The organism is Pseudomonas sp. Marseille-Q8238 (genome assembly GCF_965111915.1).
Window position 1 is genome coordinate 1,307,621 of sequence record NZ_CBCOPI010000001.1, and the last position, 24,951, is coordinate 1,332,571.

General features: G+C 63.7%; 25 protein-coding genes. 8 read left to right on the forward strand and 17 right to left on the reverse strand.

The genetic code is table 11. The annotated features are described in order from the left end of the window. Nucleotides 1-33 precede the first annotated feature (33 nt). Nucleotides 34-1,347, forward strand: coding sequence for an NAD(P)/FAD-dependent oxidoreductase (locus tag ACWPW0_RS05910; RefSeq protein WP_447589886.1), 1,314 nt, complete (start codon nt 34-36; stop codon nt 1,345-1,347). A gap of 163 nt (nt 1,348-1,510) precedes the next feature. On the opposite strand, the gene ACWPW0_RS05915 is transcribed toward ACWPW0_RS05910, so the two are convergent. Beyond that, complete coding sequence (locus ACWPW0_RS05915; RefSeq protein ID WP_454254724.1) at nt 1,511-2,410, reverse strand: DMT family transporter; 900 nt, start codon at nt 2,408-2,410, stop codon at nt 1,511-1,513. A 194-nt stretch (nt 2,411-2,604) separates the two neighbouring features. Between ACWPW0_RS05915 and ACWPW0_RS05920 the strand changes: the two genes are divergently transcribed. Further along, on the forward strand, nt 2,605-3,135 hold the full coding sequence (locus ACWPW0_RS05920; RefSeq protein ID WP_447589889.1) for a hypothetical protein: 531 nt from the start codon (nt 2,605-2,607) through the stop codon (nt 3,133-3,135). A 68-nt stretch (nt 3,136-3,203) separates the two neighbouring features. On the opposite strand, the gene ACWPW0_RS05925 is transcribed toward ACWPW0_RS05920, so the two are convergent. The 4 genes from ACWPW0_RS05925 to ACWPW0_RS05940 form a co-directional block, all read right to left on the reverse strand. Next, nucleotides 3,204-3,914, reverse strand: coding sequence for a lipopolysaccharide kinase InaA family protein (locus tag ACWPW0_RS05925; RefSeq protein ID WP_447589891.1), 711 nt, complete (start codon nt 3,912-3,914; stop codon nt 3,204-3,206). A gap of 2 nt (nt 3,915-3,916) precedes the next feature. Next, the gene (locus ACWPW0_RS05930; protein WP_454254725.1) at nt 3,917-4,609 is read right to left on the reverse strand and encodes a class I SAM-dependent methyltransferase; all 693 of its coding nucleotides are present in this window, start codon (nt 4,607-4,609) and stop codon (nt 3,917-3,919) included. 81 nt (nt 4,610-4,690) lie between these two features. After that, on the reverse strand, nt 4,691-5,959 hold the full coding sequence (locus ACWPW0_RS05935) for a sensor histidine kinase (RefSeq protein ID WP_454254726.1): 1,269 nt from the start codon (nt 5,957-5,959) through the stop codon (nt 4,691-4,693). Continuing rightward, nucleotides 5,949-6,632 carry a response regulator transcription factor gene (locus ACWPW0_RS05940; protein WP_447589897.1) on the reverse strand — a complete coding sequence of 228 codons (684 nt, stop codon included), beginning with the start codon at nt 6,630-6,632 and terminating at the stop codon, nt 5,949-5,951. The genes ACWPW0_RS05935 and ACWPW0_RS05940 overlap by 11 nt, the downstream gene beginning before the upstream one ends. 106 nt (nt 6,633-6,738) lie before the next feature. Here ACWPW0_RS05940 and ACWPW0_RS05945 point away from each other — a divergent pair, with 106 nt between their 5' ends. Genes ACWPW0_RS05945 through ACWPW0_RS05960 form a run of 4 tightly spaced genes read left to right on the forward strand, consistent with a single transcriptional unit; the run spans nt 6,739 to nt 10,577 of the window. Next, the gene (locus ACWPW0_RS05945) at nt 6,739-8,703 is read left to right on the forward strand and encodes an LTA synthase family protein (RefSeq protein WP_454254727.1); all 1,965 of its coding nucleotides are present in this window, start codon (nt 6,739-6,741) and stop codon (nt 8,701-8,703) included. A gap of 48 nt (nt 8,704-8,751) precedes the next feature. Further along, a complete protein-coding gene (locus ACWPW0_RS05950) occupies nt 8,752-9,501 on the forward strand; it encodes a phosphatase PAP2 family protein (protein ID WP_454254728.1) in 750 nt (249 codons plus the stop codon). Further along, entirely contained in the window at nt 9,501-10,181 is a 681-nt protein-coding gene (locus tag ACWPW0_RS05955; protein WP_447589902.1) for a dual specificity protein phosphatase family protein, read from the forward strand. The genes ACWPW0_RS05950 and ACWPW0_RS05955 overlap by 1 nt, the downstream gene beginning before the upstream one ends. 36 nt (nt 10,182-10,217) lie before the next feature. Continuing rightward, a complete protein-coding gene (locus ACWPW0_RS05960; RefSeq protein WP_454254729.1) occupies nt 10,218-10,577 on the forward strand; it encodes a hypothetical protein in 360 nt (119 codons plus the stop codon). 279 nt (nt 10,578-10,856) lie between these two features. On the opposite strand, the gene ACWPW0_RS05965 is transcribed toward ACWPW0_RS05960, so the two are convergent. From ACWPW0_RS05965 to ACWPW0_RS06000, 8 genes are all read right to left on the reverse strand, one after another. Further along, entirely contained in the window at nt 10,857-11,756 is a 900-nt protein-coding gene (locus ACWPW0_RS05965) for a hypothetical protein (RefSeq protein ID WP_454254730.1), read from the reverse strand. Nucleotides 11,757-12,446: 690 nt separating this feature from the next. After that, the gene (locus ACWPW0_RS05970) at nt 12,447-13,217 is read right to left on the reverse strand and encodes an SDR family oxidoreductase (protein WP_454254731.1); all 771 of its coding nucleotides are present in this window, start codon (nt 13,215-13,217) and stop codon (nt 12,447-12,449) included. A 91-nt stretch (nt 13,218-13,308) separates the two neighbouring features. Further along, nucleotides 13,309-14,763 (reverse strand): efflux transporter outer membrane subunit, encoded by a 1,455-nt coding sequence (locus tag ACWPW0_RS05975; RefSeq protein ID WP_447589910.1) that lies wholly within the window; start codon nt 14,761-14,763, stop codon nt 13,309-13,311. After that, entirely contained in the window at nt 14,760-15,638 is an 879-nt protein-coding gene (locus ACWPW0_RS05980) for an efflux RND transporter periplasmic adaptor subunit (protein WP_454254732.1), read from the reverse strand. Before ACWPW0_RS05980 ends, ACWPW0_RS05975 begins: the two co-directional genes overlap by 4 nt. Then, on the reverse strand, nt 15,635-15,847 hold the full coding sequence (locus tag ACWPW0_RS05985; protein WP_447589914.1) for a DUF1656 domain-containing protein: 213 nt from the start codon (nt 15,845-15,847) through the stop codon (nt 15,635-15,637). Before ACWPW0_RS05985 ends, ACWPW0_RS05980 begins: the two co-directional genes overlap by 4 nt. Then, complete coding sequence (locus ACWPW0_RS05990; RefSeq protein WP_454254733.1) at nt 15,844-17,907, reverse strand: FUSC family protein; 2,064 nt, start codon at nt 17,905-17,907, stop codon at nt 15,844-15,846. Before ACWPW0_RS05990 ends, ACWPW0_RS05985 begins: the two co-directional genes overlap by 4 nt. Nucleotides 17,908-17,915: 8 nt before the next feature. Then, the gene (locus tag ACWPW0_RS05995) at nt 17,916-18,350 is read right to left on the reverse strand and encodes a MarR family winged helix-turn-helix transcriptional regulator (RefSeq protein ID WP_447589917.1); all 435 of its coding nucleotides are present in this window, start codon (nt 18,348-18,350) and stop codon (nt 17,916-17,918) included. A 93-nt stretch (nt 18,351-18,443) separates the two neighbouring features. Then, complete coding sequence (locus tag ACWPW0_RS06000) at nt 18,444-18,665, reverse strand: DUF3820 family protein (protein ID WP_447589919.1); 222 nt, start codon at nt 18,663-18,665, stop codon at nt 18,444-18,446. Between the two features lie 142 nt (nt 18,666-18,807). Here ACWPW0_RS06000 and ACWPW0_RS06005 point away from each other — a divergent pair, with 142 nt between their 5' ends. Both ACWPW0_RS06005 and dgt read left to right on the forward strand, forming a co-directional pair. Then, nucleotides 18,808-19,692, forward strand: a complete 885-nt coding sequence (locus ACWPW0_RS06005) for an EamA family transporter (RefSeq protein ID WP_454254734.1) — start codon at nt 18,808-18,810, stop codon at nt 19,690-19,692. A gap of 54 nt (nt 19,693-19,746) precedes the next feature. After that, nucleotides 19,747-21,213, forward strand: coding sequence for a dGTPase (gene dgt / locus ACWPW0_RS06010; protein WP_447589923.1), 1,467 nt, complete (start codon nt 19,747-19,749; stop codon nt 21,211-21,213). Nucleotides 21,214-21,315: 102 nt separating this feature from the next. Here dgt and ahpF read toward each other — a convergent pair whose 3' ends face one another. The 4 genes from ahpF to ACWPW0_RS06030 all read right to left on the reverse strand — a co-directional run bounded on the left by ahpF (nt 21,316) and on the right by ACWPW0_RS06030 (nt 24,931). After that, nucleotides 21,316-22,872: an alkyl hydroperoxide reductase subunit F gene (gene ahpF, locus ACWPW0_RS06015; RefSeq protein ID WP_454254735.1), complete on the reverse strand. Its 1,557-nt coding sequence runs from the start codon at nt 22,870-22,872 to the stop codon at nt 21,316-21,318. A gap of 145 nt (nt 22,873-23,017) precedes the next feature. Further along, a complete protein-coding gene (gene ahpC, locus ACWPW0_RS06020; protein WP_447589926.1) occupies nt 23,018-23,581 on the reverse strand; it encodes an alkyl hydroperoxide reductase subunit C in 564 nt (187 codons plus the stop codon). 219 nt (nt 23,582-23,800) lie between these two features. Next, entirely contained in the window at nt 23,801-24,409 is a 609-nt protein-coding gene (locus tag ACWPW0_RS06025) for a hypothetical protein (RefSeq protein ID WP_447589928.1), read from the reverse strand. A 69-nt stretch (nt 24,410-24,478) separates the two neighbouring features. After that, nucleotides 24,479-24,931, reverse strand: coding sequence for a PAS domain-containing protein (locus ACWPW0_RS06030; RefSeq protein WP_454254736.1), 453 nt, complete (start codon nt 24,929-24,931; stop codon nt 24,479-24,481). Nucleotides 24,932-24,951: the final 20 nt, after the last annotated feature.

Sequence of the window (24,951 nt, forward strand, 5' to 3'; positions counted from 1 at the left end):
AGCCAGGCTGCCCAACGACAAGAGATACGCACGATGAATGCAGCAAATCAGACCGTGGTTCCCGCCGCTGAACGTACCGCGTCCTACTACACGGCGACCCTCAACCAGGAAACCGACTACCCGACCCTGCAGGGCCAGGTCAGTGTCGACGTGGTGATCATCGGTGGCGGCTTCACTGGCGTAGCCACGGCGGTTGAACTGGCCGAACGTGGCCTCAAGGTGGCCATCGTCGAGACCCACAAGATCGGCTGGGGCGCCACCGGGCGTAACGGTGGTCAGGTCACCGGCAGCCTGTCCGGAGACGAAGCCATGCGCACGCAGATGCGCAAGAAGATCGGTGCCGAGGTGGATGATTTCATCTGGCACCTGCGCTGGCGCGGTCACGAGATCATCAAGGGCCGTGTCGAGAAATACGGCATCGACTGCGACCTCAAGCATGGCCACCTGCACGCGGCGATGAAGCCCAGCCATCTGGACGAACTGCGCAGTGCCTACGAGGAAGCCCAGCGTCGTGGCATGGGCGATGAGGTCAGCCTGCTGGATGCCGCCGCCATGCGCGAGCACCTGGGCAGCGACCTGTACCTGGGCGCGGTGAAGAACACCCGCAACATGCACCTGCATCCGCTCAACCTGTGCATTGGCGAGGCGCGTGCGGCCGAGAGCCTGGGTGCGCTGATCTTCGAGCACTCCGAAGTGCTGGATATCATCCATGGCGCCAACCCGGCGGTGATCACTGCCCAGGGCCGTATCGACGCCAAGCAGGTGCTGCTGGCCGGCGACGTCTACCACAAGCTCGAACGCAAGCAGCTCAAGGGCATGATCTTCCCAGCCATGGGCGGCATCGTCACCACCGAGCCGCTGGGCGATCTGGCCAAGGCAATCAACCCGCAGGACCTGGCGGTGTACGACTGCCGCTTCGTCCTCGATTACTACCGCCTCACCGCTGACGGCCGCCTGTTGTTCGGCGGTGGCGCCAACTACTCGGGACGCGACTCGCGTGACATCGCCGGCGAGTTGCGCCCGTGCATCGAGCGCACCTTCCCGCAGCTCAAGGGCGTGAAGATCGACTTCCAGTGGAGCTGCGCCATGGGCATCGTGATGAACCGCATTCCGCAGCTGGGCAAGCTGTCGGACAACGTCTGGTACTGCCAGGGCTATTCCGGCCACGGCATCGCCACCACCCACATCATGGGCGAGATCATGGCCAACGCCCTGACCGGCACCCTCGGCCAGTTCGACACCTTTGCCAGTTGCAAGCACATCAAGGTGCCGCTGGGTGACATCTTCGGCAACCCGATGCTGTCGGTCGGCATGTGGTACTACCAGATGCTCGAGCGCCTGCGCTGATTGCTTTGCTCGGTGTGACGCGCCGTTTGGTGGGCTAAAGCCGGCCCACCCTACGCGGGAGTACGACGCTGTAGGGTGGGCTTCAGCCCACCCATCACTGCGTCATGAAACGCCAAGGTCGAAGGTGCGCAGTTGCCTCAATCCGGCCATCCCTGTCGAACCGTCACCTTGCCTTACTTGAGCTAGGCGACTTTTCGTACAGAACCTGGCGCCTCTGCTCGAGCCGCAGCGCCAGGTAGTTGGAGGCGAAGATGATCAGTGCGCCAACGAAGACCCAGGCCTCCAGGCGCTCGCTGTAGAGCAGGTAGCCGACCAGCGCAATCAGCGGCACCCGGAAGAAGTCGATGGGGATGGCCACCGAGGCGTCCATGACGGTGAGTGCCTTGGCCATCGCAAAGTGCGCACTCAAGCCGGTGAATCCCAGCAGCACGATCCAGGGCAGGCACTCCAGGGGCGGCGTGCGCCACTGCGGCAGTGACAGGGCGAAGCCCAGCGGCAGTTGCAGCACCACCATCCAGATCACGATGAGTATCGGCGTGCTGGTCAGGGTCAGCTGCTTGACCTGGATGATCGACGCGGCGTAGCACACGGCTGCCAGCAGCACGACAAGCGCGGCCGGCTCGAGCCCATCCAGCCCCGGCCTGAGCACCACCAGCACCCCGACGAAACCGCCCACGGCAGCGAGGCTGCGAGCCAGGGACAGACGCTCCTTGAGGAACAGGAACGCCAGCAGGGAAACCCAGATCGGCGTGGTGAACTCCAGGGCGAACACCTTCACCAATGGCAGTGAGGCGACGCCCAGCGTCCAGGCGTACTGTCCGCAAAAGTGCACCGCGTTTCGCGCGAGCTGCAGGGGCAGGTCCAGCGCTTGGCGCAGCCGGGCGCGCTGCTGGTAGATCACGGGCAACAGGATGATCAGCCCGACCAGGGAGCGGAAGAACAGGGTCTGGAAGGTCGACAGGAATGCCGCCAGCTCGCGGGAGGCGACCGCCATGCCAACGAACGAGAGCAGGCTGGCTACCATCCATAGCGCGCCCTTCACGGGGAATCTGGCCGACTGCATCTGGGTTCCTTCTGATTCGACGGGCTGTGTGGGTCTGGCCAGGCATGCGGCCGTGCGCCGTGACTGTAGCGGTAGTTGGGCGGTTCTGGTCAAGAACTCATGCCACCCAGACCGATGCCGCGTGCAGGCGTCGGGCCAGGACGTGGCAGCTGCGCTATCCTAGGCGCCCCGTAACGCCTCTCAGGACCACCCCGATGAAAGCCCAGCTCCTCGAACTCATTACCCTGATCAGCTCCGGCTGCATGACCGAGGAGGAGATTGCCCGCGTCGCCGACGAAGCTGCGCAGGCCTATGCCGACCCGCAGGCGTTCCTCGCCGCCAACCCGGACATCAATTACGACGACACCTTCCCCATTCCCCTGGGCGAATGGGTGGTGATCGGCAGCCTGCCGGAAACCGTGCTGTTCCAGGCCGATACCTACGATGCGCTGTTCCAGCAGGTCGTCGATTCGTTCGGGCCGGAGGTGGCCTTCACCCTCAAGGCCAAGCAACTGGCCAAGGTCGAGCCGCTGAAGGCGCTCAACCGTATTCAGGTTCAGCTGTCGGCCTTGTACAAGGAGAAGGGCGGTTATGTCCTGCTGGATATCAGCGAACCACTGGACGATGAGTTGCAGTCGGTGCTGGTCTACACCAGCGACCTGGCGCGGGTGATGGAGCTGGCGGTGGCTGTCGGGATCTACGCCGCACCGGCCTATGAGGCACTGAAGGCGCAGGCGGAAGACTGAGCGCTGGTGACCCACCGTGCAACCCCACGATATCCCAGGTGCGCACGGCGTACTCCACGCGCGTGCCTTCATGCACCGAAAGGGCTGGCCAGGGCCTCGGCGTAGGCCTGCTGGAAGTACTGCCAGTCCCCATCGGGTTGCGGCCCGCGATGCCGGTAGAGCTGGCGCAGGTCGTGCCGGGAGGCCCGGAGCGTCAGCCAGCGACGGCGGCTTTTCTCCAGATCAAGCAGGGCGATCTCGATACGCGGTTCGGGGTCGCCGCCGGTCACGATGTTGACGAAGACATGCTTGGGATAACAGCAGCCGTGCTGCCAGCCGCTTAGGTGCAGGCGGGCCAGGGTGGTGGCCAGTTCCTGCATGATCATTCGGTTCAGCTCCGGTTTTTGCGGCCCGGTGGCATACCACTGCTCCAGACTGACGAAACCCTGCAAGGCTTCGGTAACGAGCAATGCTTGCCACTGCTCGCCCTGGCGCCGGGCAGCGCCATAGACCAGGCGGGGTACCCGGATACCGAGCCGGGCAAAGGCACGGTAGGCCTGGAGTTCGCGCAGGATGGTCGGCCGTCCGAACGGATGCAGCAGGCTGCGGTAGAGGTGCCCGGTCTGGCGTTTGCAGTACAGCGGCGGGCGCCCGGCGTTGTGCTGGTGCAACAGTTGCACACCGCTCTCACCACCTCGGCGCTGGTTGGCCGGTTCGACCCAGTAGCCCGCGCTTTGCCACCAGCGATCGAACTGGCTCGGGCCGGTCTGGGCGGGAATGGCGCTGGTCAGGATACCCATGCTCAGGCCTCCTGCTTGCGCAGGACATAGGTCCGCCACATGGCGTAGCCGGGCAGGAAGTCCTGATGGCTGACGATGCGGAACCCCGCCTGTTCGAATTCAGCTTCGATGACCGTGCGTGGCACCACGAAGCGGTTCTGGTTCTGTCCCGGATGGCCATGTTCGGCACGGTATTGCTCCAGGCGCCGGCGTTTCCAGGCCTTGTAGTTGCCGTCGACCCACAACGACAGGATCACACTGTCGCGGGTCACCCGGTGGAATTCGCGCAGGATTACCTGGCGGTGTTCGGCGGACTCGATGTGGTGCAGCAGGCGAATGCAGAAGATGCAGTCCACCGCATTGGCACCGAGGTCGATGTCGAAGGCCGAGGTCTGGAAGGTGCGCACGCGTGCCACCACGTCGGCGGGCTGGCCGGCGCGTGCGGTGGCCAGCATGTCGGCGGAGTTGTCGGCGGCGATGATCACCCGGTTGGGATGCTCGGTGAGCATCGGCCAGAACCGCCCTGCGCCACAGGGCAGGTCCAGCACCAGGTTCGGGTCGTCGACCAGTTTCAGGGCCGAGCGTGCCACCTGTATGTCACGCCAGTGGGACAGGCGCCGGGCCAGGCCGTCCTGGTGCTTGTGCAGGTAGTCGACGGCGTGCTCGTGGTCGTACTTGTGTGAGAACTCGAGATCGATAACGGGGGACTTGGACATGGCGAGCTTCCTCGAATGGAGTTGCTCGCCACGTTAGGGTGGGGCGGATCATCAGCGCGTCAAAGGAACGTGAAGAAAACGTCAAGCGACTCCTTTCAATGACACGCTGAAGCAACTGCCTGTGTCGGGCAGGTTGTGCAGGCTGATCTGCCAGCCCTGATGGACGCAGATGCGCTTGACGATGGACAGGCCCAGCCCGAGGCCTTCGCCCCGCGCCTGTTCGCCCCGCACGAAAGGCTGAAAGATCTGCTCGTGCTGCTGCTCGGGTATCTCCGTACCGCTGTTTTCCACGCTGAAGCCTGCCGGTTTCAGGGTCAGCCGGACGAAGCCCTGTTCCGTGTAATGCAGGGCATTGCGCAGCAGATTGGCCATCACCGTGCGCAGCAGCGTGGGGTTGTACAGACCGTCATCATCACCCTCGTTAACCACCTGGAAGTCGAGACCCTTCTCGCGCAGCAAGGGCCCCCAGGTTTCAATCTGTTCCTCGGCCACCTGGCGCAGGCTGCTGCTGGCGGAAAAGGTCTGGTAATCCTTGTTGCGCGCCAGTTGCAGGAAGGTGTGCACCAGGTCGTGCATGTCCTTGCTGGCGCGTTCGATACGGCCCAGTTGGTCCTTCTGCAGGGCCGGCAATTCGGCCTCGTCGAGCAGCTCGCAGGAGTTGGCGATGATCATCAGGGGCGTACGCAGTTCATGGCTGACATCACTGGTGAACAATCGCTCGCGTTCCAGCGACTGGCGCAGGCGGCCCAGCGTGCCGTCGAAGGCGGCGGCCAGTTGGCCGACTTCGTCATCCGGGTATTCCGGGGCCAGGGGCGGCGCCAGGTCCAGCAACTGGTCGCGATGGCGCACCTGCTGGGCCAGCTTGCTGACGGGAGTCATGACCTTTTTCGCCATGACCCAGCCAAGCCCGAGTGAGCCGATTACCGAGAGCAGGAAGCACGCCAGCACCACGTTGAACAGTGCCTGTTCGCGCTTCTCGAACTCGTGTTGTTCCTGTACCAGCAGGTAGCGCTGGTCATTGATGATCTGGGTGTAGACGTAGTACGCCTCGTCCCCTTCGACCACTTCGGTGAAGCCTTCGTCGAGGTTGGCGTACTGCGGCGGGATGGCATAGGCATCAATATTCGAGGCATAGAACCGCGTGCTGGAATCGAGGCGTGGCGCCTGGTTGTTCTTCAGGTCCTGATGCAGCACCACATCCAGTTCGCGCTCCATTTCCTCGGACACCAGGTGCTCTTCGATCAGGTGCACGATGGCCACGATGCTCAGCGAGAAGGCGCCACTGACCAGGGTCGTCATCAACACGAAGGCGATGACGATCCGGCGCATGAAGGGCTGCTTAGACAGCATCGTGCTCCTCCGCCAGGCGATAGCCGAGGCCATGCTGGGTATGCAGCAAGGGGGTGGCGAAGGGCTTGTCGATGACCTGGCGCAACTGGTGCACATGGCTGCGCAGGCTGTCGCTGTCGGGGCAGTCATCGCCCCACAGGGCTTCTTCCAGCACTTCGCGACGCACCACCGCCGGGCTCTTCTGCATCAGCACGGCCAGCAGTTTCATTGCCAGTGGGTTGAGCCGTAGTGGCTGGCCGGCGCGGGTGATGAGCAGGGTGTCGAGGTCGTAGGTGAGGTCGGCGACCTGCAGCAGGCGTTTACGGTTGCCCTGGGTGCGCCGCAGGATCGCCTCGATCCGCGCAACCAGCTCGGACAGGGCGAAGGGCTTGATCAGGTAGTCATCGGCGCCGGCGTTCAGCCCCTGCAGGCGATCATCCAGGGCATCGCGCGCGGTGAGCATGAGGATCGGCACGCTGTTGCGACCCTCTTCGCGCAGGCGCCGGCAGACCTGATAACCGTCGAGACCGGGCAGCATGATGTCGAGCACGATCAGGTCATAGTGCTCTGTACTCGCCAGGTGCAGGCCGCTCAGGCCGTCCTGGGCGCAATCGGCGGTGTAGCCCTTGAGCTTCAGGTAATCCATCACGTTGGCGAGCAGGTCACGGTTGTCTTCGATGATCAGGATGCGCATGTAACGGTCTCTTCACGGCAATTGACGATTTCTTCACACACTGTTGACGAGCGCCTCACGCGGGCGTCGACACACTGCGGCTCGTTCGTCCAACAAGGATCATACGATGCCACATTTTCGTTATGCCCAACTGCGCTACCTGTCGATCGTGGTACTCAGTTGGCTGGCTGTTTTTGCCCTCACGCGCAGCCTGTTGCTGGCGACCCACTGGGCGGATGCCGACGTCGGCCTGCTGGGTGTATTGCAGGTGTATGGCGTGGGGTTGATCTACGACCTGAGCTTCCTGCTCTACGCCGCCATCCCGCTGACCCTCTACCTGCTGCTGTGTCCCGCACGGGTGTGGCGTAGCCGGGGACATGGCCTGTTCCTCAATGCGCTGCTCAGCGTCAGCCTGTTCGTCATGCTGTTCGTCGCCGTCGCCGAATGGCTGTTCTGGGACGAGTTCGGCGTGCGTTTCAACTTCATCGCGGTGGATTACCTGGTGTACTCCGAGGAGGTGATCAACAACATCCTCGAGTCCTACCCGATCTACCCGTTGCTGGCGGTGCTGGCGCTGGTGGCCATCGGCATCAGCTTCGCGCTGCGTCGGGTGGTCGCCTCTGCCCTGGCCGCTCCGCTGCTGCCCAAGGCCAAGGCGGGTCTGGCTCTGGCCGGTATGGCGGCAATGGCTGTGCTGTCGAGCGTGGTGATTGGTCAGGGCTTTCCGCGTGAGGCGGGTGGCAATGCGTACGAGAATGAGCTGGCCAGCAATGGGCCGTTCCAGTTTTTCGCTGCGTTCCGCAACAACGAGCTGGACTACCGGCAGTTCTATCAGACCCTGTCCAACGAGCAGGTGGGCGTGTTGCTGCGCGAGGAACTGGCCGAGCCCAATGCGCGCTTCATCGGCAGCGACCCGCTGGATGTGCGTCGCGTCATCGACAATCCTGGCCAGCCGCAGCGGCGCAACGTCGTGCTGGTGACCATCGAGAGCCTGAGCGCCAAATACCTCGGCAGCTTTGGCGATCCCCGCGGCCTCACGCCGAACCTGGACGACCTGCGCAGCAAGAGCCTGTTCTTCAACAACTTCTACGCCACCGGCACGCGTACCGACCGTGGCCTGGAGGCCATCACCCTGTCGATGCCGCCGACCCCGGGGCGCTCCATCGTCAAGCGCATCGGCCGTGAGTCAGGCTATGGCAGCCTCGGTCAGCAGTTCGATGCCCAGGGCTATGACAGCGTGTTCATCTACGGTGGGCGCGGCTACTTCGACAACATGAATGCCTTCTTCGGCGGCAACGGTTATCGCATCGTCGACCAGAGCAGCGTGGCCGAGGCAGACATGGCATTCCAGAACGCCTGGGGCATGTCCGATGAGGACCTGTACGCCCAGACCCTGAAAGTGGCCGATGCCGATCACGCCGCCGGCAAGCCGTTCTTCCTGCAGTTGATGACCACCTCCAACCACCGGCCCTATACCTACCCGGATGGGCGTATTGACATCCCCTCGGGGCAGGGTCGCGAAGGTGCGGTGAAATACACCGATTATGCGATTGGCCAGTTCCTCGCCCAGGCGCGCAAGAAACCCTGGTTCAACAACACGGTGTTCATTTTCGTCGCCGACCACACGGCGGGCAGTGCCGGCAAGGAAGACCTGCCGGTGGCGAACTACCGCATTCCGCTGTTCGTCTACGCGCCGGGCTTCATTGTGCCGCGCGAGGTTTCCAGCCTGACCAGCCAGATCGACGTGGCGCCGACGCTGCTCGGGTTGCTCAACTTCAGCTACACCTCGACCTTCTTCGGCCGCAATGTGCTGCGTGAGGACGCGGCGCCAGGGCGTGCGCTGATCGGCAACTACCAGCACCTGGGCCTGTTCGATGGGCAGGACCTGGCGATCCTCAGCCCACGGCGATTGATGCGCCTGCACGAGGATGCCCTGGGGCTCAGCCACGAGTCGCAGAGCAGCGATGTGCAGGACCTGATTCGCCGCGATATCGCCTACTACCAGGGCGCCAGCCATGCCTTCAAGCACGGGCTGCTGGCCTGGCAGGCGCCCACGGCGGTCGGCGAACACGTAGCCACTCACCAACCTTGAATCGTTTTCGGGGTGCTGCGTGGTGCGGCGCCCCTGCTGGAGTTCGTCATGGCTGTCACTGCTGAACGTCGCGTTTCGCGGTTCATGGATTTTCGCCTGGTCCTGGGCATTCCCCTGGCGCTGATGGCGCTGTTGCTGCTGGTCGATCCCGCGCCGCTGGATTTCGCCCTGGCCGGCCTGGCCTATGAGCCTGGGCAGGGCTTCATTGGCAAGAGCAGCTTCTGGTTGGAGGACATCCTGCATGACCGCGCCAAGCAGGCGTTGATCGGTCTGGGTGTGCTGTTCATCGTCGGCTTTCTGCTCAGCCTGCTCTCGCCCTGGTTGCGCCGTTGGCGTCGCGAGCTGGGCTACGTGGTACTGGCACTGGGGTTGTCCACCAGTATGGTCACTCCGCTCAAGGCCCTGACCGCCGTGCAGTGCCCGTGGAGCCTGACCCAGTTTGGCGGCGAGGAAACCTTCAGTTCGCTGCTCAGTGAACGGGCGCCGACCGACAAACCGGGTCGTTGCTGGCCGGGCGGTCATGCCTCGGCGGGGTTCTCGTTGCTGGCGTTCTTCTTCGTCTTGCGTGACCGGCGTCCGCGTCTGGCGCGCGTTGCCCTGGTCGTGGCGCTGGGGTTGGGCACGGTGTTTTCCGTTGGACGCATGCTGCAGGGCGCGCACTTTCTTTCGCACAACGTCTGGACGCTGCTGATCGACTGGATGATCTGCGCGCTCAGCTACCGCTGGTTGCTCTACCGCAGTCCGCAAGCGGAAGCCGTGGCTCAGCCACTGGCGGTTCTGGCAGGAGGGCGCGAGTGATGCAGCGCCTGTTGAGCTACTGCAAGCTGGCGCTGGCCTGCCTCGGGCTGCTGGCCACGTTGCTGGTGTTTCCCGGCACCTTCAGTTGGGGCGCCATCTCCGCCCCGGAGCCCCTGGCCGCCGGGCAGCCGCATCCGCTCTGGGCGCAAGCCGTCGACACCCGCTTCAACCTCTACCGCATGCAGCCGGGGCTGTATCGCAGTGCCTTGCCGGGCGAGGCGGATCAGCCCCGGCTCGCGCAACTGGGTATCACCACGGTGATCAATTTCTACCAGCGCACTGATGCACAGTGGTTGAACGATCCACAGGTCCATCAGGTACACCTGCCGTTGCGCACGGACCGCATCGACGATGCCGATGTGCTGCAGGTGCTGCGCAGCATCCGTCAGGCGCAAGCCCAGGGGCCGGTGCTGATCCACTGCAAGCATGGGCAGAACCGCACCGGCCTGATCGCGGCGATGTACCGCATCGTCTACCAGGGCTGGAGCAAGGCGCAGGCCTTGGACGAGATGCGCAATGGCGGTTTTGGCGGAGTCGAACGCATGGATGATGCCGAGCGCTATGTGCAGGAGGTCGACCTGAAGCGTTTGCAGGCCGCCCTGGACAGTGGCGCCTGCAGTACCAGCCCGTGGGCGCTGTGTGCGGTGAAGGCGCGCCTGGTCAATGTGCTGAATGAATGAGTTGTGCCGATGCATGCCGCTGCGCAGAGGTTAACCATGAAACCTTGGGTGTCGTTGATTTTCGTGTTGGCCAGCGCAGGACTCGCCGCTTGCCAGACGACCCACGAGCGCATGCTTGCAGAAGGGTATCCGCCAGCGTTTGCCGATGGTTTCGAGGCCGGGTGCAGCAGTGGCCGGCAGGCGGCGGGGGCGCTGGAACGGTTCCGCAAGGATGTGCCGCGCTACCTGAGCGATGCGCGTTATGCCGGAGGCTGGGATGACGGTTTCAGGCAGTGCCAGGCGAGCGAGGAAAGTGCCGTACTACGGGCAATGAGCGAGGACAGCAGGCGTGATCGGCAATGGCGTCAGCATGTGGACCAGGCCATGGGCAAGGCCCTGACGCAACATCGCCAGTGAGCACCTGGGCGCTTCCCGTGGGGGAAAGCGCCCAGGCCTCAGAGCCTGTTCACGATCTCCTGGCTCGCGGCCATACGGCGTTAAAAACGCCCTCGGAATGCTCATTTACCATTTGTAAACTGCGCTTCCTCGGGCGTTTTTGCCTTGTCTGGCTCTAATCCAGAAGATCGTAAACAGGCTCTCAGGGCCATCAGGTGAGAATGGCGATCAGGATGATGAGTGGGATCGGGATACCGAGGAACCACAGTAGAAGTGAGCGCATGGTTGTTCTCCTTGTTTTCAGCGAAGGGGAGCGGTACGGGTGCGATAGTCGTTGGTGACCACCACGGCGTTGTCACGGCTACGGCCACCCAGTGTGGCGGCAAAGCTACCGACGAAGGCACCGATCAGCAGGGCCACGAACATCCACAGCGTGGCGTGGGCAGCGGCCTTGCGTGCGCTATCGGCGGCCTGCTTGGCGTCGTCGACGCTTTTGCGAACCTGGGCATACACCTGGTCGACACGGGCCTGGGCTTCGGTTGCCGACAGGTCGGTGCGCTGGGCCACCAGTTGCGCGAGATAGGCGCGATCCGCCTCGGCCAATTGCCCATCGTTATCCACGGTACGCACCAGGATGCGTGCGACCACGGCATGCGCCGCGTCATCGCTGACCGGTGCCGGGCGATCATCACGGAACAGGGTGTCGATGAAATAGCCGTACTGGTCGCTATCGGTAGCCGCCACCGCAGCAGGCGCAGCACCGGAGGCCACTTGGGCACCGGCCTGTACGCCAGCACCGACGATGCCGCTCACCGAGCTGACCACCAGGGTCGCGGTCAGCAGCGTGGCCACCGCCCAGGCAAGAAAGCCATGGGCCGTGTCGCGGAAGAACACTTCATCGCTGTGCAGCGCACTCCATTTGACTCGCAGGCGACCGGCGATGTAACCGCCCAGCCCCGCTGCAACCAACTGGGTAAAGGCGAGCCAGACGATGGTGGAAATACCCAGTCCTTCTGCGCTGATGCCCTCATGGCTCCAGGGCGAGACGGCGGAAAAGCCTAGGCCGAAGCCGAGCAGGATGAGGATCAGCGACAGCGCCGCCGCAGCAGCGGCACCCGCGAAGATCGCCCCCCAGGAAACACCTGAGGTATTGGCTGATTCATCCAGGGCAGTTGAAGCAACATCAGAGGTCGTAATCATTGTCATATCCCTTGCTTGGATTGTGGAAACGCACGGCTCCAGGGGACGCTAGTTCGCCATCCCTCCCAGCATTAGTGAGAGGGCTGTTGCGTAAGGTTCATGGAATTTGTGCCGCTACGTAGGCGAGGGTTTGTTGATGATTGGCCTTAACTCGTTGAGCCGGATGGGCCTGTATTTCCAATCCAACTCGCGAGCGGGCTTCTTTGAGAGGTGAACTTAATCGGTGGACGTAAGCGGATCGCCGTCCGACCCACCCTGTGCAGGAATAGGCTCTGTAAGGTGGGCCGGGCGGCGAGCCGCTTCAGCCCACCAGTCGACGCCTCATGAAACGCAAAGTCGAACGTCTGCGATTGCTCGATCCGACCCTGCATATGGAAACGCCAGCGAACCCAAGGGGCTGCGCTGAAAGATGTTGAACGACTGGCCATGACGGCCGTTCGAACGAGAACGATGTCCAGCCCGTCAGGAGGTGCCCCATGACCCTGCAGAGCCAGCGCGAACGTCCCGAGCCGCAGCATGATCCCGAGCCGGTCGATCCGGACCGCGATGACGGCGAACAGCCACGCGACCCGGATGAATCCGAGGTGGAGTAAGGGCAGCCTCAGCTAGGGGGCGCCGCACGCACCACCACTCCCTAGCGCGGAGACGGGTGAATGCAGCCTGAAGGGTCACCTGCCCCCGGCCTATCCATCAGAGGGTAAAGCCGCCGTCGATGGGAATGATCGCGCCCGTCATGTAGGCCCCTGCGGCACTGGCCAGGCTGATGGCCAGTGCGGCCATTTCTTCCTCGCGGCCCCAGCGCTTCATCGGGATGTGCGCGGTGTCCGCCGCCATGGCGGCTTCATCCTGGGCGATATGTTTGGTCATCTTGCTGGGAAAGCGTCCCGGCGCGATCGCGTTGACGTTGATATGGTCGCTGACCAGCTCCTTGGCCAGGATGCGCGACAGCTGGTGCAGCGCTGCCTTGCTCGGGCCATAGGCATAGGCCTGCTCACCAAAGGCGCTGATGCCAGCCACCGAACCGATGTTGATCACCCTGGCCGGGTTCTGTGCGCTGCCGGCTTTTTTCAGCAGCGGCAGCAACTGCTGGATGCAACTGAACACCGAAGTCACGTTGAGCTGCATGACCTTTTCCCAGCCCTTGACCGGGTAGCTCTCCAGGGGCGCGCCCCAGGTCGTACCGGCGTTGTTGACCAGGATGTCCAGTTGCCCGGTGCGTTGCGCCAGGTGCTCGGCCAGCGCCTTGGCGCCTTCCTCGCTGGACAGGTCCGCAGCCAGGCCAATGCATTCGCCATATGCCGAGAGCTCGGCGGCTACCTCGGTGCAGGCCTGGGCATCACGGGCACAGATGAACACGCGGGCGCCGGCCTCGAGAAAACCCTGGGCGATCATGCGGCCAATGCCACGCGTGCCGCCGGTAACGAGTGCGGTACGGCCTTGCAGGTTGAAGTAGGGATGCATGGGCGGAACTCCTGAACAGACGGGCAGGCGCCTACCCTAATCGCTCCGGCCTGCCTGAGCGCCCGCTATAGGGCGCGCAAATACCGTGGCATCAGTTGCCGTGGGGTGTGTGGTTGGCAATCGGTTGCGGGGTGTCAGCGTGCTGCCAGCCGCCGCCCAGGGCCATGAACAGGGCGATCTGGGTTTGCGCGACACGGCTTTCGGCAGTAGCCAGTTGTTCGCGCACGCTGCTGTAGGTGCGTTGTGCCTGCAACTCATCGAGGAAGGATTCGCGGCCTGCCTGGTAGAAGGCATGGGTCTGGTCGGCGGCGAGTTGTGCGGAGCGGGCGGCATCCTCCAGGGCGTCGCGTTGTTGCAGGGCTGCCTGGTATTGAGCGAGCGCCGTCTGGGTTTCGCGCAGGGCATTGAGCACCACACCATCGAAGCGCGCGAGCGCAGCCTGGGTGGCTGCTTCGGCCTGTTGCACGCGGGCGCGGGCGCCGGTGCTGGGGATGTGCCACTGGATCAGCGGACCAAAGCCCCAGTGCTGGGTGGAGGCCTCGCCAATGTCATCGAGAATACCGATCAGCCCGGTGGAAGCGCCGAGGCTGATATCCGGGTACAGCTCGCCAGTGGCTACACCGATACGAGCAGTGGCAGCGGCCAGTTGGCGTTCGGCCTGACGCACATCCGGCCGGCGTTTGAGCAGCGCGGCGCCATCGCCTACCGGCAGGGGCTGGTTCAGGCCGGGCAGGTGGCTGCAGTCGCTGACCTCTCGGGGCAGGGTGTTGGCAGGCTGGGCGGTGAGCATGGCCAGCTGATAGAGGCCGGTTTGGCGGGCGGCGGTGAAGCGCGGCAGTTCGGCGCGCAGGGATTTGAACTGGGTTTGCGAGCGTGTCACGTCGGTTTCGTTGCCACGCCCTGCGGCGCGCATCTGTTCGGTCAGGGCCAGGCTCTGGCGCTGCAGGTCCAGTGAGTGCAGGGCGACTTCACGTTCCTCGTTGGCGGCGCAGACCTGGGCGTAGGCACCGACCACCTGGGCGACCACGTTGATTCGCGCCAGGTCGGCGGCGGCCTGGGCCGCATCGGCATCGGCATGCGCGGCCTGCACGCCGCGTTCGAGCTTGCCGAACAGGTCGAACTGATAGGACAGGTTGGCACTGAGGTTGGCGAAGTTGACCACCGGCACCTTTTCCATCAGCAGAAACTGCTGCCCGGCCACCTGGGTGCGTTGCAGATCGGCGCTGACGCTTTCCTCGAAACCGCCACGGTCCTGCGCTTCGCTGAGCTGGGCACGGGAGCGACCGAGGTTGGCGGCGGCCACGCGTAGGTCGGTATTGGCCGCCAGGGCCTGCTGGACCAGGCGCTCCAATGCCGGGTCGTGGTACAGGCGCCACCAGTCGGCGGGTACCGGCGCGGAAAGGGTGTTGGCATCCCGCTCGGGGAAGTCGCCCTGGGCGTCGGCCCGATTGATCGCCGCATCCTTGGGCACGCTGTAGTCGGGGCCGACCACCTGGCAGGCAGTCAGGCTCAGGGCGGCGAGGGTGACCAGCAGGCGGGTTCTCATGGCTGTTTCGGCTCGTCGACGATCGATACGGTGGCGGTGCGCCCGGCCACCATGCGGAAGTTCTCCGGTACTTCGTCGAACGCAACGCGTACAGGCACGCGCTGGGCCAGGCGCACCCAACTGAAGGCTGGGTTGACGTTGGGCAGCAGGTTGCTGCCGCTGGTGCGGTCGCGGTCTTCGATGGCGGCGGCGATGCTCTGCACGCGGCCGTTCAGGCGCAGGTCGCTGCCCATCACGCGGATATCCACGCGTTGGCCGATATGGATCTGTTCCAGCTTGGTTTCCTCGAAATAGCCGTCGAGGTGGAAGGAGTCCTTGTCCACCACCGACAACACGTTGTGCCCGGCGCTGACGAACTCGCCCACCCGTGGCGCGCGGTCGTTGAGGTAGCCGTCCACCGGGCTCTTGATCACCGAGCGGGTGAGGTTGAGCTGGGCGCCGTCGACAGCGGCCTCGGCCTCGGCCAGCGCGGCACTGGCGCGCAGCACGTTGGACTGGCTTTCCTCTACGACCTCGCGGGCCACCAACTGGCCCAGGGCGCGATTACGCGCTTCTTCACGGCGGGCCTGGGCGAGGCTTTCCTTGCGTGCATCGCGCACGGCTGCCGCCTGCTTGAGGGCAACCTGGAAGCGTTCCTGATCGATGACGAACAGCACCTGGCCTTTGCTGACCGGCTGGTTGTCGTGGACCTCGACACGTTCGATCAAGCCGGAGACATCCGGCGCGAGCTGGATCACGTCCACCCGGATATGCCCGTCTCGGGTCCAGGGTGCGAACAGGTAGTAGGTCACCATTTGCCAGATCAGCACGGCGGCGATGATCACGGCGACCAGGGTGACGAGCAGGCGTGCGGCGGAGAGCGTCAGTGTTTTCATGTGTGCATCAGGAGGCGGCTGAAGTGGTCGAGAAGGCCCAGCAGGGCGGCGTACAAGGCGATGTTGAACAGCGCGCGGTGCCAGACCAGGCGATAGACGTGCAGGGTGTTGAGCAGGCGCTGCAGCGGCAGGTAGAGCAGGTAGGCGAGCAGCATCAGCACCAGAGCGGTGGGCAGGAAGACGCCGAAAACATTGAGGTCGCCGATCACAGGGCAGCTCCGTCCAGGCCGTGGGGATGAGGGTGGTGTTCCTGATGTGCCGGCACGCTGGTGCCGCCGGGGCGCAGGACGATAGCCAGGCCGCCGAGGGCGTGCAGGGTGGCCAGTGCCGCTTCGCCATGTTGCGGGGCGACCTCGGCCACTGCCTGGCGGGCGCGGTCGATCAGCGCCAGCAGCGACGGTGCCACCGTACAGCTGCGGCCAGCACTCAGTTGGCGGCGAAAGTGCCGGCCCACGCCGCGCAGCACCAGTTGCAGCGGGCGTTGCGCTCTGTGTGGCAGGCGGCTGAGCTGGGCCTTGATGTCCAGCAGGTTGTAGGCGATGCGCAGTTCGCGCTCGGCACTGCTGCTGTCCTGGCCGCTGAGGTTGAGGCGCGGGATGTGCTGGGTGAAGCGGTCGAGCAGACGCCCGGCCAGGCGACGCTGGTCGATCAGGTTATCGGCATGGCTCATCTCGGCCAGGTCCCGCCAACTGGAGCGGGTCATGCGGCGGGCCATGAGGTCAGCGCCGAAGGGACGGAATATCAGGGTCCAGAGGAGCGCAAAGAGCAGGCCGATGGGCCCGGCCAGGTTGCTGTTGATGAACACCAGGAAGTTCGCCTCGTAGGCGCCCTGGATGCTCATGAAGGTGGCCGTGTTGACGGCGATCAGCAACGTGGGCAGGTAGAAACGCGGTTGCACGGTGAGCGTGCCGACGCAGATGAACGGCCCGGCGAAGGCCAGCACTAGCAACGGGAAGTCATGCACGTTGGGCAGGATCAGGAACAGGTAGAGGCTGGCCAGCACCACGCTGAAGGTGGTCCAGATGAAGAAGCGTTTGATCTGTACCGCCGGCTCGTCGAGGGTGGCGAAGAAGCAGCAGGCCACGGCGGCCAGCACCACGGCGCTGGCGCCGTCGGGCCAGCCCAGCCAGATCCACAGTTGTGCGGCGACGAAGATGCCGAGAATGATGTAGCCCGCGGTGTAGAGCATCAGTCCTCGGTCATGGAAGCGCGCGGCGTTGCCCAGGTGCCAGTGGCGGTAGGCCGCAGTCCAGGGGCTGTGGTCGTCGGCCACCAGGCGCTGTTGCAGGCTGCGGCAGTCCTGCCACAGATCGAGCCACTGACGCAGGCGATAGAGGGCGTTGGCCAGCAGGGTTTGCTGCGGGTCGGTCAGTCGTTCCAGGCCCGGTTGCAGGTCGTCGAGGGCCGCGCGCAGCGTCTCCCGGCGTGGGCTGTCGGGCGCATCCTGCAGCCAGTCCAGGCTCTGCTGCAGGTTGCCGGAGAGCTGTGTGGCGAGGCGGGGCGCCTGTTCATACAGCACCTGCAAACTGTCGTGCAGGCTGTCCACCACCGGCAGCAGCAGGGCCATGCGTTCACGCAGCTCGCGGGCATCGCGGACCACACGGGGATGGGCACCTTCATGGGGCAACTGACCGATCATCAGTTCCAGGCCGTTGAACGTGGTGATCATGGCGCTGCGCAAACGCGCCAGGTTCTGTTCGTCCTGGCGCCGTTGCAGGCGCAGGGCGCAGTAGTCACGGGCATCGCCAAACCAGCGGCGGGTGTTGTCGGCCAGCACCGGCGCCAGGCGGCTGGGCCAGAACAGGCTGCCGACCACGCTGGCGCAGATGATGCCCAGGGTGATTTCCAGAAAGCGTGACCAGCCGAGGTCGAACACCGCCTGTGGGTTGTCCACCACCGGCAGGGCGATCATTGGCATGGTGTAGCCGGCGAGCATCAGCGCATAGTTGTCGGCGGTGCGCACATGCATGGAGAGGAACAGCATGCTGCCGGTCCACACCGCGACGACCAGGCTCAACAGCAGCGGCGCCTGCGACAGCAAGGGCACGAAGAACACGGCGGCGGCTGCGCCCAGCAGGGTGCCCAGCGCCCGGTACAGCGCCTTGGAACTGGTGGGGCCGACGAAGGGGTTGGCGACGATGTACACCGTGGCCATGGCCCAGTAGGGACGTGGCAGTTGCATGTACAGGGCGATGTACAGCGCCAGCATCGATGCGGCGAAGACCTTGATCGAGTAGAACCAGTCGCGGGCCGGAGGCAGGGTGATCATGGGCGCTATCACTGCACGCTGAACTGGTCGAAGGCCTGGAACACACGCAAGGCGGCAGCCAGGTCCGCCTCCGGCAGGTCCTGCAGGACCTTGCGGCGCAACTCGACCAGCTCGGCTTCGAGGGTGGCGCAGAGGGCCCTGCCGGCCGGAGTGAGGGTGATCACCTTGGCGCGGCGGTCGCCGGCATCTTCGCTGCGTTCGATCAGGCCGGCGGCGCACAGTTGGTCGAGGGGACGCACCAGGGAGGCACCCTCGATGCCGACGGCCTGGGCCAGTTGCACCTGGCGTACGCCATCGCCGAGGCGCGCGGTGATCAGCAGGGGCATGCAGCAGGCCTCACTGATGCCGAAACGGGACAGGACCTGCTGGCAGATCTTGCGCCAGTTCCTGCCGCTTATGACCAGACGACTGCTGACTTGCTGGTGAAGCGATTCGATAGGCATATAAAAGAATGTAGGCTATCTATTAGGGTGCTATCTAATCATTCGGCCCAAATGGGTTCAAGCGCCATTTCTGTTTGGCAGGTGTTCGGGCGATCAGTGGTTACGCGTTTTCCGCAGGGGATCGAGCAGGGGCTTGAGACCGTTGTGATCGATTTCCTGCATCAAGGCGAGTAGCCGGCCGATTTCGCCTTTGGGGAAACCCTCGCGGGCGAACCAGTTCAGGTAATGGCCGGGCAGGTCGGCGATCAGGCGATCCTTGTACTTGCCGAATGGCATGGTGCGGGTCACCAGGAGCAGGAGGTCTTCGGGATTCATGGCGTGCTGGGTGCGAAGGTGAGGCGTGCAGGATAACCCGAGGGCACCACTGTACGGCTACTGTTGCTGGCAGCTGTATGTCTGCGCCGGGCGCGCGGTGCGTTTTAATCGCATTCTTTCCCTGCTGTAGCGGAGTGCCGTGATGTCGCCCAAGGATCTGCTGCTGGCGCTGGTGGTGATCGTCGCCTGGGGCCTGAACTTCGTGGTGATCCGCGTCGGCCTCGATGACCTGCCGCCCATGCTGCTTGGCGCCCTGCGTTTCGCCCTGGCGGCGTTGCCGGTGTTTTTCGTGCGCCGGCCCGATCTGCCGTGGCGCTGGTTGATCGCCTATGGCGCGACCATTTCCCTCGGCCAGTTCGTCTTTCTTTTCCAGGCCATGGCCAACGGCATGCCGGCCGGGTTGGCCTCGCTGGTGTTGCAGTCGCAGGCATTCTTCACCCTGGCCTTCGCCGCGCTGTTCCTCGGCGAGCGCATGCGCGGTGCCAGTGTGCTGGGTCTGCTGATCGCCGGTGGCGGGCTGTTGTTGATCGGCCTGCAAAATGGCCATTCCACTTCGTTGCTGGGCATTGTGCTGACCCTGGTCGCCGCGTCCATGTGGGCGATGGGTAACGTGCTCACGCGCAAGTTCGGCAAGATCAACCTGATGGGCCTGGTGATCTGGGGCAGCCTGATTCCGCTGGTTCCCTTCTTCCTGCTGTCGCTGTGGCTGGAAGGGCCGCAACGCATCGAACATGCCCTGCTCAACATCGGCCCCAGCTCGATCTTCGTCCTGCTGTACCTGGCAATAATCGCCACGCTGCTCGGCTATGGTCTGTGGAGCCGCCTGCTGTCGCGCTACCCGGCGGGGCAGGTGGCGCCGTTCTCGTTGCTGGTGCCGGTGGTGGGGTTGAGCTCGTCGGCCTGGCTGCTGGGCGAGCGCCTGAGCGGCCTGCAATGGCTGGGCGCGTTGCTGGTGATGCTCGGCCTGTTGGTCAATGTGTTCGGTAGCAAGCTCTGGCAGCGCCTGCGGGGCCTGCAACCCGCCTAGCCGAGGCCCGGCCAACGCGGTAGGCTGCGGACCAATTGGCAAGGAGCGAATGCGTTGGATTTCAAGGCGAAGATTTCCCTGCGCCGCGCCCGTGAGACGGGTGTGGCGCCTGCACCGGGTGGCGCCGACTGGCTGCTCGAACTGGGTGAGCGGCTGGAGAGCGACCGTGGTCGTATCGTCAACTCGGCGGCGGTGCGGCGTCTGCAGCAGAAGACCCAGGTATTCCCGCTGGAGCGCAACGCGGCGGTGCGCAGCCGCCTGACCCATTCGCTGGAAGTGCAGCAGGTCGGTCGGCACATCATTCGTACGCTGTTCCAGCAGCTCGGTCCACGCGCTGCCGAACAGGGGCTCGATGGCCTGGAACGGGCGCTGGAATCCCTGGTGGAAATGGCCTGCCTGACCCACGACATCGGTAATCCGCCGTTCGGCCACTTCGGTGAGTTCGCCATCGGGGATTGGTGCGCCCGCCACCTCGACCGGCTGTTCGATGGCGCGGTGCCGCACGGTGATGGCGAGCTGCGCCAGCGCATGCTCGCTGACCTCAAGACCTTCGAGGGCAACGCCCAGGCCATTCGCCTGGTGCATCGCCTGCACGACATGAACCTGACCTACAGCCAGACCGCGTGCATGCTCAAGTACGTGCGTGCGGCGTATCAGCCGCGTCCGCTCAAGGGCAGCACGGGCGCTTATCTGCGCAAGAAACCCGGCTTCTACCTGAGCGAGGAAGGTTTCGTTCACGAGCTGTGGCAGGCCGTGGGCATGCAGCCGCAGACCCGTTATCCGCTGGTCTATGTGATGGAGGCAGCGGACGACATTTCCTACTGCCTGGCTGATCTGGAAGACGCGGTGGTCAAGGGCATCCTCGATCTGGAACAGTTGGTCACGCTGCTGCGTGACACCTTCTGCCGTTTCAAACCCCTGGATACGGTGATCGACCACCGGCAGCGCAGTTTCGATGAACTGCTCGAGGATGCCCAGCAGCGGGCACGTGACGAGCCGGTGGATAAAGTCGGCCAGTTCTTCATTCGCTTGCGGGTGAACCTGATTCATCCACTGGTCCGGCATGCCGCACGGCAATTCGTCGAGCAGCTCGATGCCGTGCACGCCGGCACCCTTGACCGTGCATTGCTGGAGGACGACAGCCCGGCTTGCGCGGTGGTGCAGACCTTCAAGACGGTGGGCGCCGAGCACGTGTACTGCCATCGCGAGGTGGAAACTCTCCAATTGCGAGGCCTGCGTATCCTGCAGGGATTGCTGGAGGCCTATGGTGCGCTGCTCGAACTGAGCGACGATGACTTCGCAGCGGTATTGAAGGGGCGGGGGCGGGCCGACCTACGGATGCTGGCCCGGCGCCTGCCTACGCACTTGCTGGCTGCCTATGAGCAGGCGTGCAAGCGTGACGAAGGCGAACACGCCGAGTCATGGGAGTTCTACCACCGCACGCGGTTGCTGCTGGACTTCGTCAGCGGCCTGACCGACCAGTTGGCCGAGGACGAGTACCGGGTGCTGACTGCTCAATAAGATGCGGGCATGCAGGTGTATCGGGCGCGCGGCGCACCCTGCATGCAGGCATGAAAAAGCCGGGTCTCTTGCGAGCCCGGCTTTTTCGTTACGGCGTATCGATCAGTTGTGACGGATCAGGTGATCGAAGGCGCTCAGCGAGGCCTTGGCACCTTCGCCGACAGCGATGACGATCTGCTTGTACGGCACGGTGGTCACGTCGCCCGCAGCGAAGATGCCCGGCAGCGAAGTCTCGCCACGCGCATCGACGATGATCTCGCCTCGGTCCGACAGCTCCACGCTGCCTTTGAGCCAGTCGGAGTTGGGCAGCAGGCCGATTTGCACGAAAATGCCTTCCAGTTCCAGGTTGACGAAGGCGTCGTTGGTGCGGTCCTTGTAGACCAGGCCATTGACCTTCTGCCCATCGCCCTTGACCTCGCTGGTCAGCGCGCTGGTGATCACGGTGACGTTCGGCAGGCTGTGCAGCTTCTTCTGCAGCACCGCGTCGGCGCGCAGCTTGCTGTCGAACTCCAGCAGGGTGACATGGCTGACGATGCCGGCCAGGTCGATGGCTGCTTCCACGCCGGAGTTGCCGCCGCCGATCACCGCCACACGCTTGCCCTTGAACAGCGGACCATCGCAGTGCGGGCAGTAGGCCACGCCCTTGTTGCGGTATTCCTGCTCGCCCGGCACGTTCATCTCTCTCCAGCGTGCGCCGGTGGAAAGAATCACGGTCTTGGCCTTGAGGCTGGCACCGCTCTCGAACTTGACTTCGTGCAGGCCGCCGACGGCACTGGCCGGGATCAGCGCGCTGGCGCGTTGCAGGTTCATGATGTCGACCTCGTACTGACGGACGTGCTCTTCGAGCGCGCGGGCCAGTTTCGGGCCTTCGGTTTCCTGCACCGAGATGAAGTTCTCGATGGCCATGGTGTCCAATACCTGCCCGCCGAAGCGCTCGGCGGCGACACCCGTGCGAATGCCTTTGCGGGCCGCGTAGATGGCGGCAGCAGCACCGGCCGGGCCGCCGCCGATGACCAGCACGTCGAAGGCGTCCTTGGCATTGAGCTTCTCGGCGTCGCGGGCCGCGGCGCCGGTATCGATCTTGGCGAGAATCTGCTCGACGTCCATGCGGCCCTGGCCGAACAGTTCACCGTTGAGGTAGATGCTCGGCACCGACATGATCTGGCGCTGCTCGACTTCATCCTGGAACAGCGCGCCGTCGATGGCGACGTGGCGGATGTTCGGGTTGAGCACGGCCATCAGGTTCAGCGCCTGGACCACGTCCGGGCAGTTCTGGCAGGACAGCGAGAAGTAGGTCTCGAAGTTGAATTCGCCCTCGATGTTCTTGATCTGCTCGATCACATCGGCGGCGGCTTTCGATGGGTGACCGCCGACCTGCAGCAGGGCCAGCACCAGCGAAGTGAATTCGTGTCCCATCGGGAGGCCGGCGAAACGCAGGCTGATATTCCCGTTCGGGCGATTGAGGGCAAACGATGGCTTGCGGCCATCGTTGCCATCGGTACGCAGAGCGATTTTGTCGCTCAGGCTGACGATATCGTTGAGCAGACCAAGCAGCTCTTCGGATTTCGCGCTGTCATCGAGGGACGCGACGATCTCGAACGGCTGGGTGACCTTCTCGAGGTAGGCCTTCAACTGGGTTTTCAGATTGGCGTCCAACATGACGGCGGATTCCTTTTACGAAAATTCGGATGAAAAAACGCCCGGGCGGATCGCGCCCGGGCGTTCGGGCACCTTTGGAAGTCTGGTAAGACTCCGGCAGGCGAAAATGGAGGAGGGGCCTAGTGCAGCAACCCCGTAGCCATTTTTAGATCTTGCCGACCAGGTCCAGGGACGGAGCCAGAGTCTTCTCGCCTTCTTTCCACTTGGCCGGGCAGACTTCGCCCGGGTGAGCGGCGGTGTACTGAGCCGCTTTCAGCTTGCGCAGGGTCTCGGAGACGTCGCGAGCGATTTCGTTGGAGTGGATTTCCACGGTCTTGATCAGGCCTTCCGGGTTGATCACGAACGTGCCGCGCAGCGCCAGGCCTTCTTCCGGGATGTGCACGCCGAAGGCGTTGGTCAGTTGGTGAGTCGGGTCACCGATCAGCGGGAACTGAGCCTTGCCGACAGCCGGGGAAGTCTCGTGCCAGACCTTGTGCGAGAAGTGGGTGTCGGTAGTGACGATGTACACTTCAGCACCGGCTTTCTGGAACTCGGCGTAGTTGTTGGCCGCGTCTTCGATCTCGGTCGGGCAGTTGAAAGTGAAGGCTGCCGGCATGAAGATCAGGACCGACCACTTGCCTTTCAGGCTTTCTTCGGTGACTTCGATGAACTTGCCGTTGTGGAAAGCGTTGGCTTTGAACGGCTGGACTTGAGTGTTGATTAGAGACATCAGTGAACTCCTTCACGTGGGTTGAAAATTCGATAGGGGCCATACTAACGGCATGCGCTCAATTTTCTTAATTGATTGAGGGCATGGCTGTGATTGCTTTGGCCTATGCTCGGCGAGTGACGCTAGAGCCGATGCTTGAGCCTGGCGGGCGCCCTCGAATGGACAAGTCTAACCCTTCCAGACTATCTGGGGAGGGTGTCTGCCAGATGTGACGGTAATTCAGTCGTTGCCCAGGTGCAGTTGTGGATGCTGCTGGCGGTACTGGTCGAAGATGAACTGCCGTAGCCGTTCGGCATGCTCGGGGTGGCGCAGTTTCAGGGCATAGACGGCTCGGCGTTTACCCACCATGCGCAGCAGGCGTCCCTTGATGGCCATCGGCTTGTGACCGGGCAATGGCAGCCAGAGCTCAAAGCGGCGCGGCATGGCGGTGTTACCGGTTACCAGCAGGCCGCCCGGAGAAACCTCTTCGACGTGCAGGCCGCTCGGGATGCCTTCTTCGTCGAGCAGCGGCATCGACTCATCCAGATGCAGGCGCAATGGGCGTAGCACGTCGCCTTCTTCGTAGATACTCGGTGCGCCCAGTTCCATCTGCAGGTTGTGCATCTCGTCTTCCACGAGTTGCAGGGGGAAGCTCATCCAGTAACCGTCGAAGTGCGCTTCCAGGCTGAGTTGGGCATTTTCGCCAAGGTCACTGAGCATCGTGTTGGCGCGAGCACCGCCATCGACCCTAAAGGTCGGTGTCTGCAGGCGCTTGCCTGGCGTAGGCGTGTTGAAAACACGCTGGATGAAATCCAGTTCTTCGCTGGAAAGAGCTGAGTGCTCGGACATGGGAACCGCCCTCAGTCGGGGGTGTGGAGTGTCGCAAGCGATAAGTGCGTCTTGACGCGGGGTTGGAGGTCAGTGGGCCGACTTCAAAGCTGCGAGTTCAGCTATCAGACGGTTAACTTCACCTTCAAGTTCCGTTACCCGTTGCTTGGCGGCTACTTCCTCACTGACATCCTTCTGGATGCCGATGAAGTAGGTGAGCTGGTCGCCTTCATTGAACACCGGGGTAATCGACAGCTCATTCCAGAACGCGCTGCCATCTTTGCGGTAATTGCGGATGACCTGTCGGCAGGGGCGCTGGTTGCGCACGGCATCGCGAATGACTTGCAGCGCGGGCTGGTTGCGGTCATCACCCTGGAGGAAGCGGCAATCCTGATAGAGGATTTCATCGCTGGTATAACCGGTCAGCTGCTCGAAGGCCGCGTTGGCATAAATCAGGATGTTGTCGTCGCCTTCCTGTTCGGCGACCACGATGCCGTCATTGGAGGCGTCGATCACCAGTTGCAGCAATGTGGCATTGATCATGGTTCGGCTTCTGCGAGCGT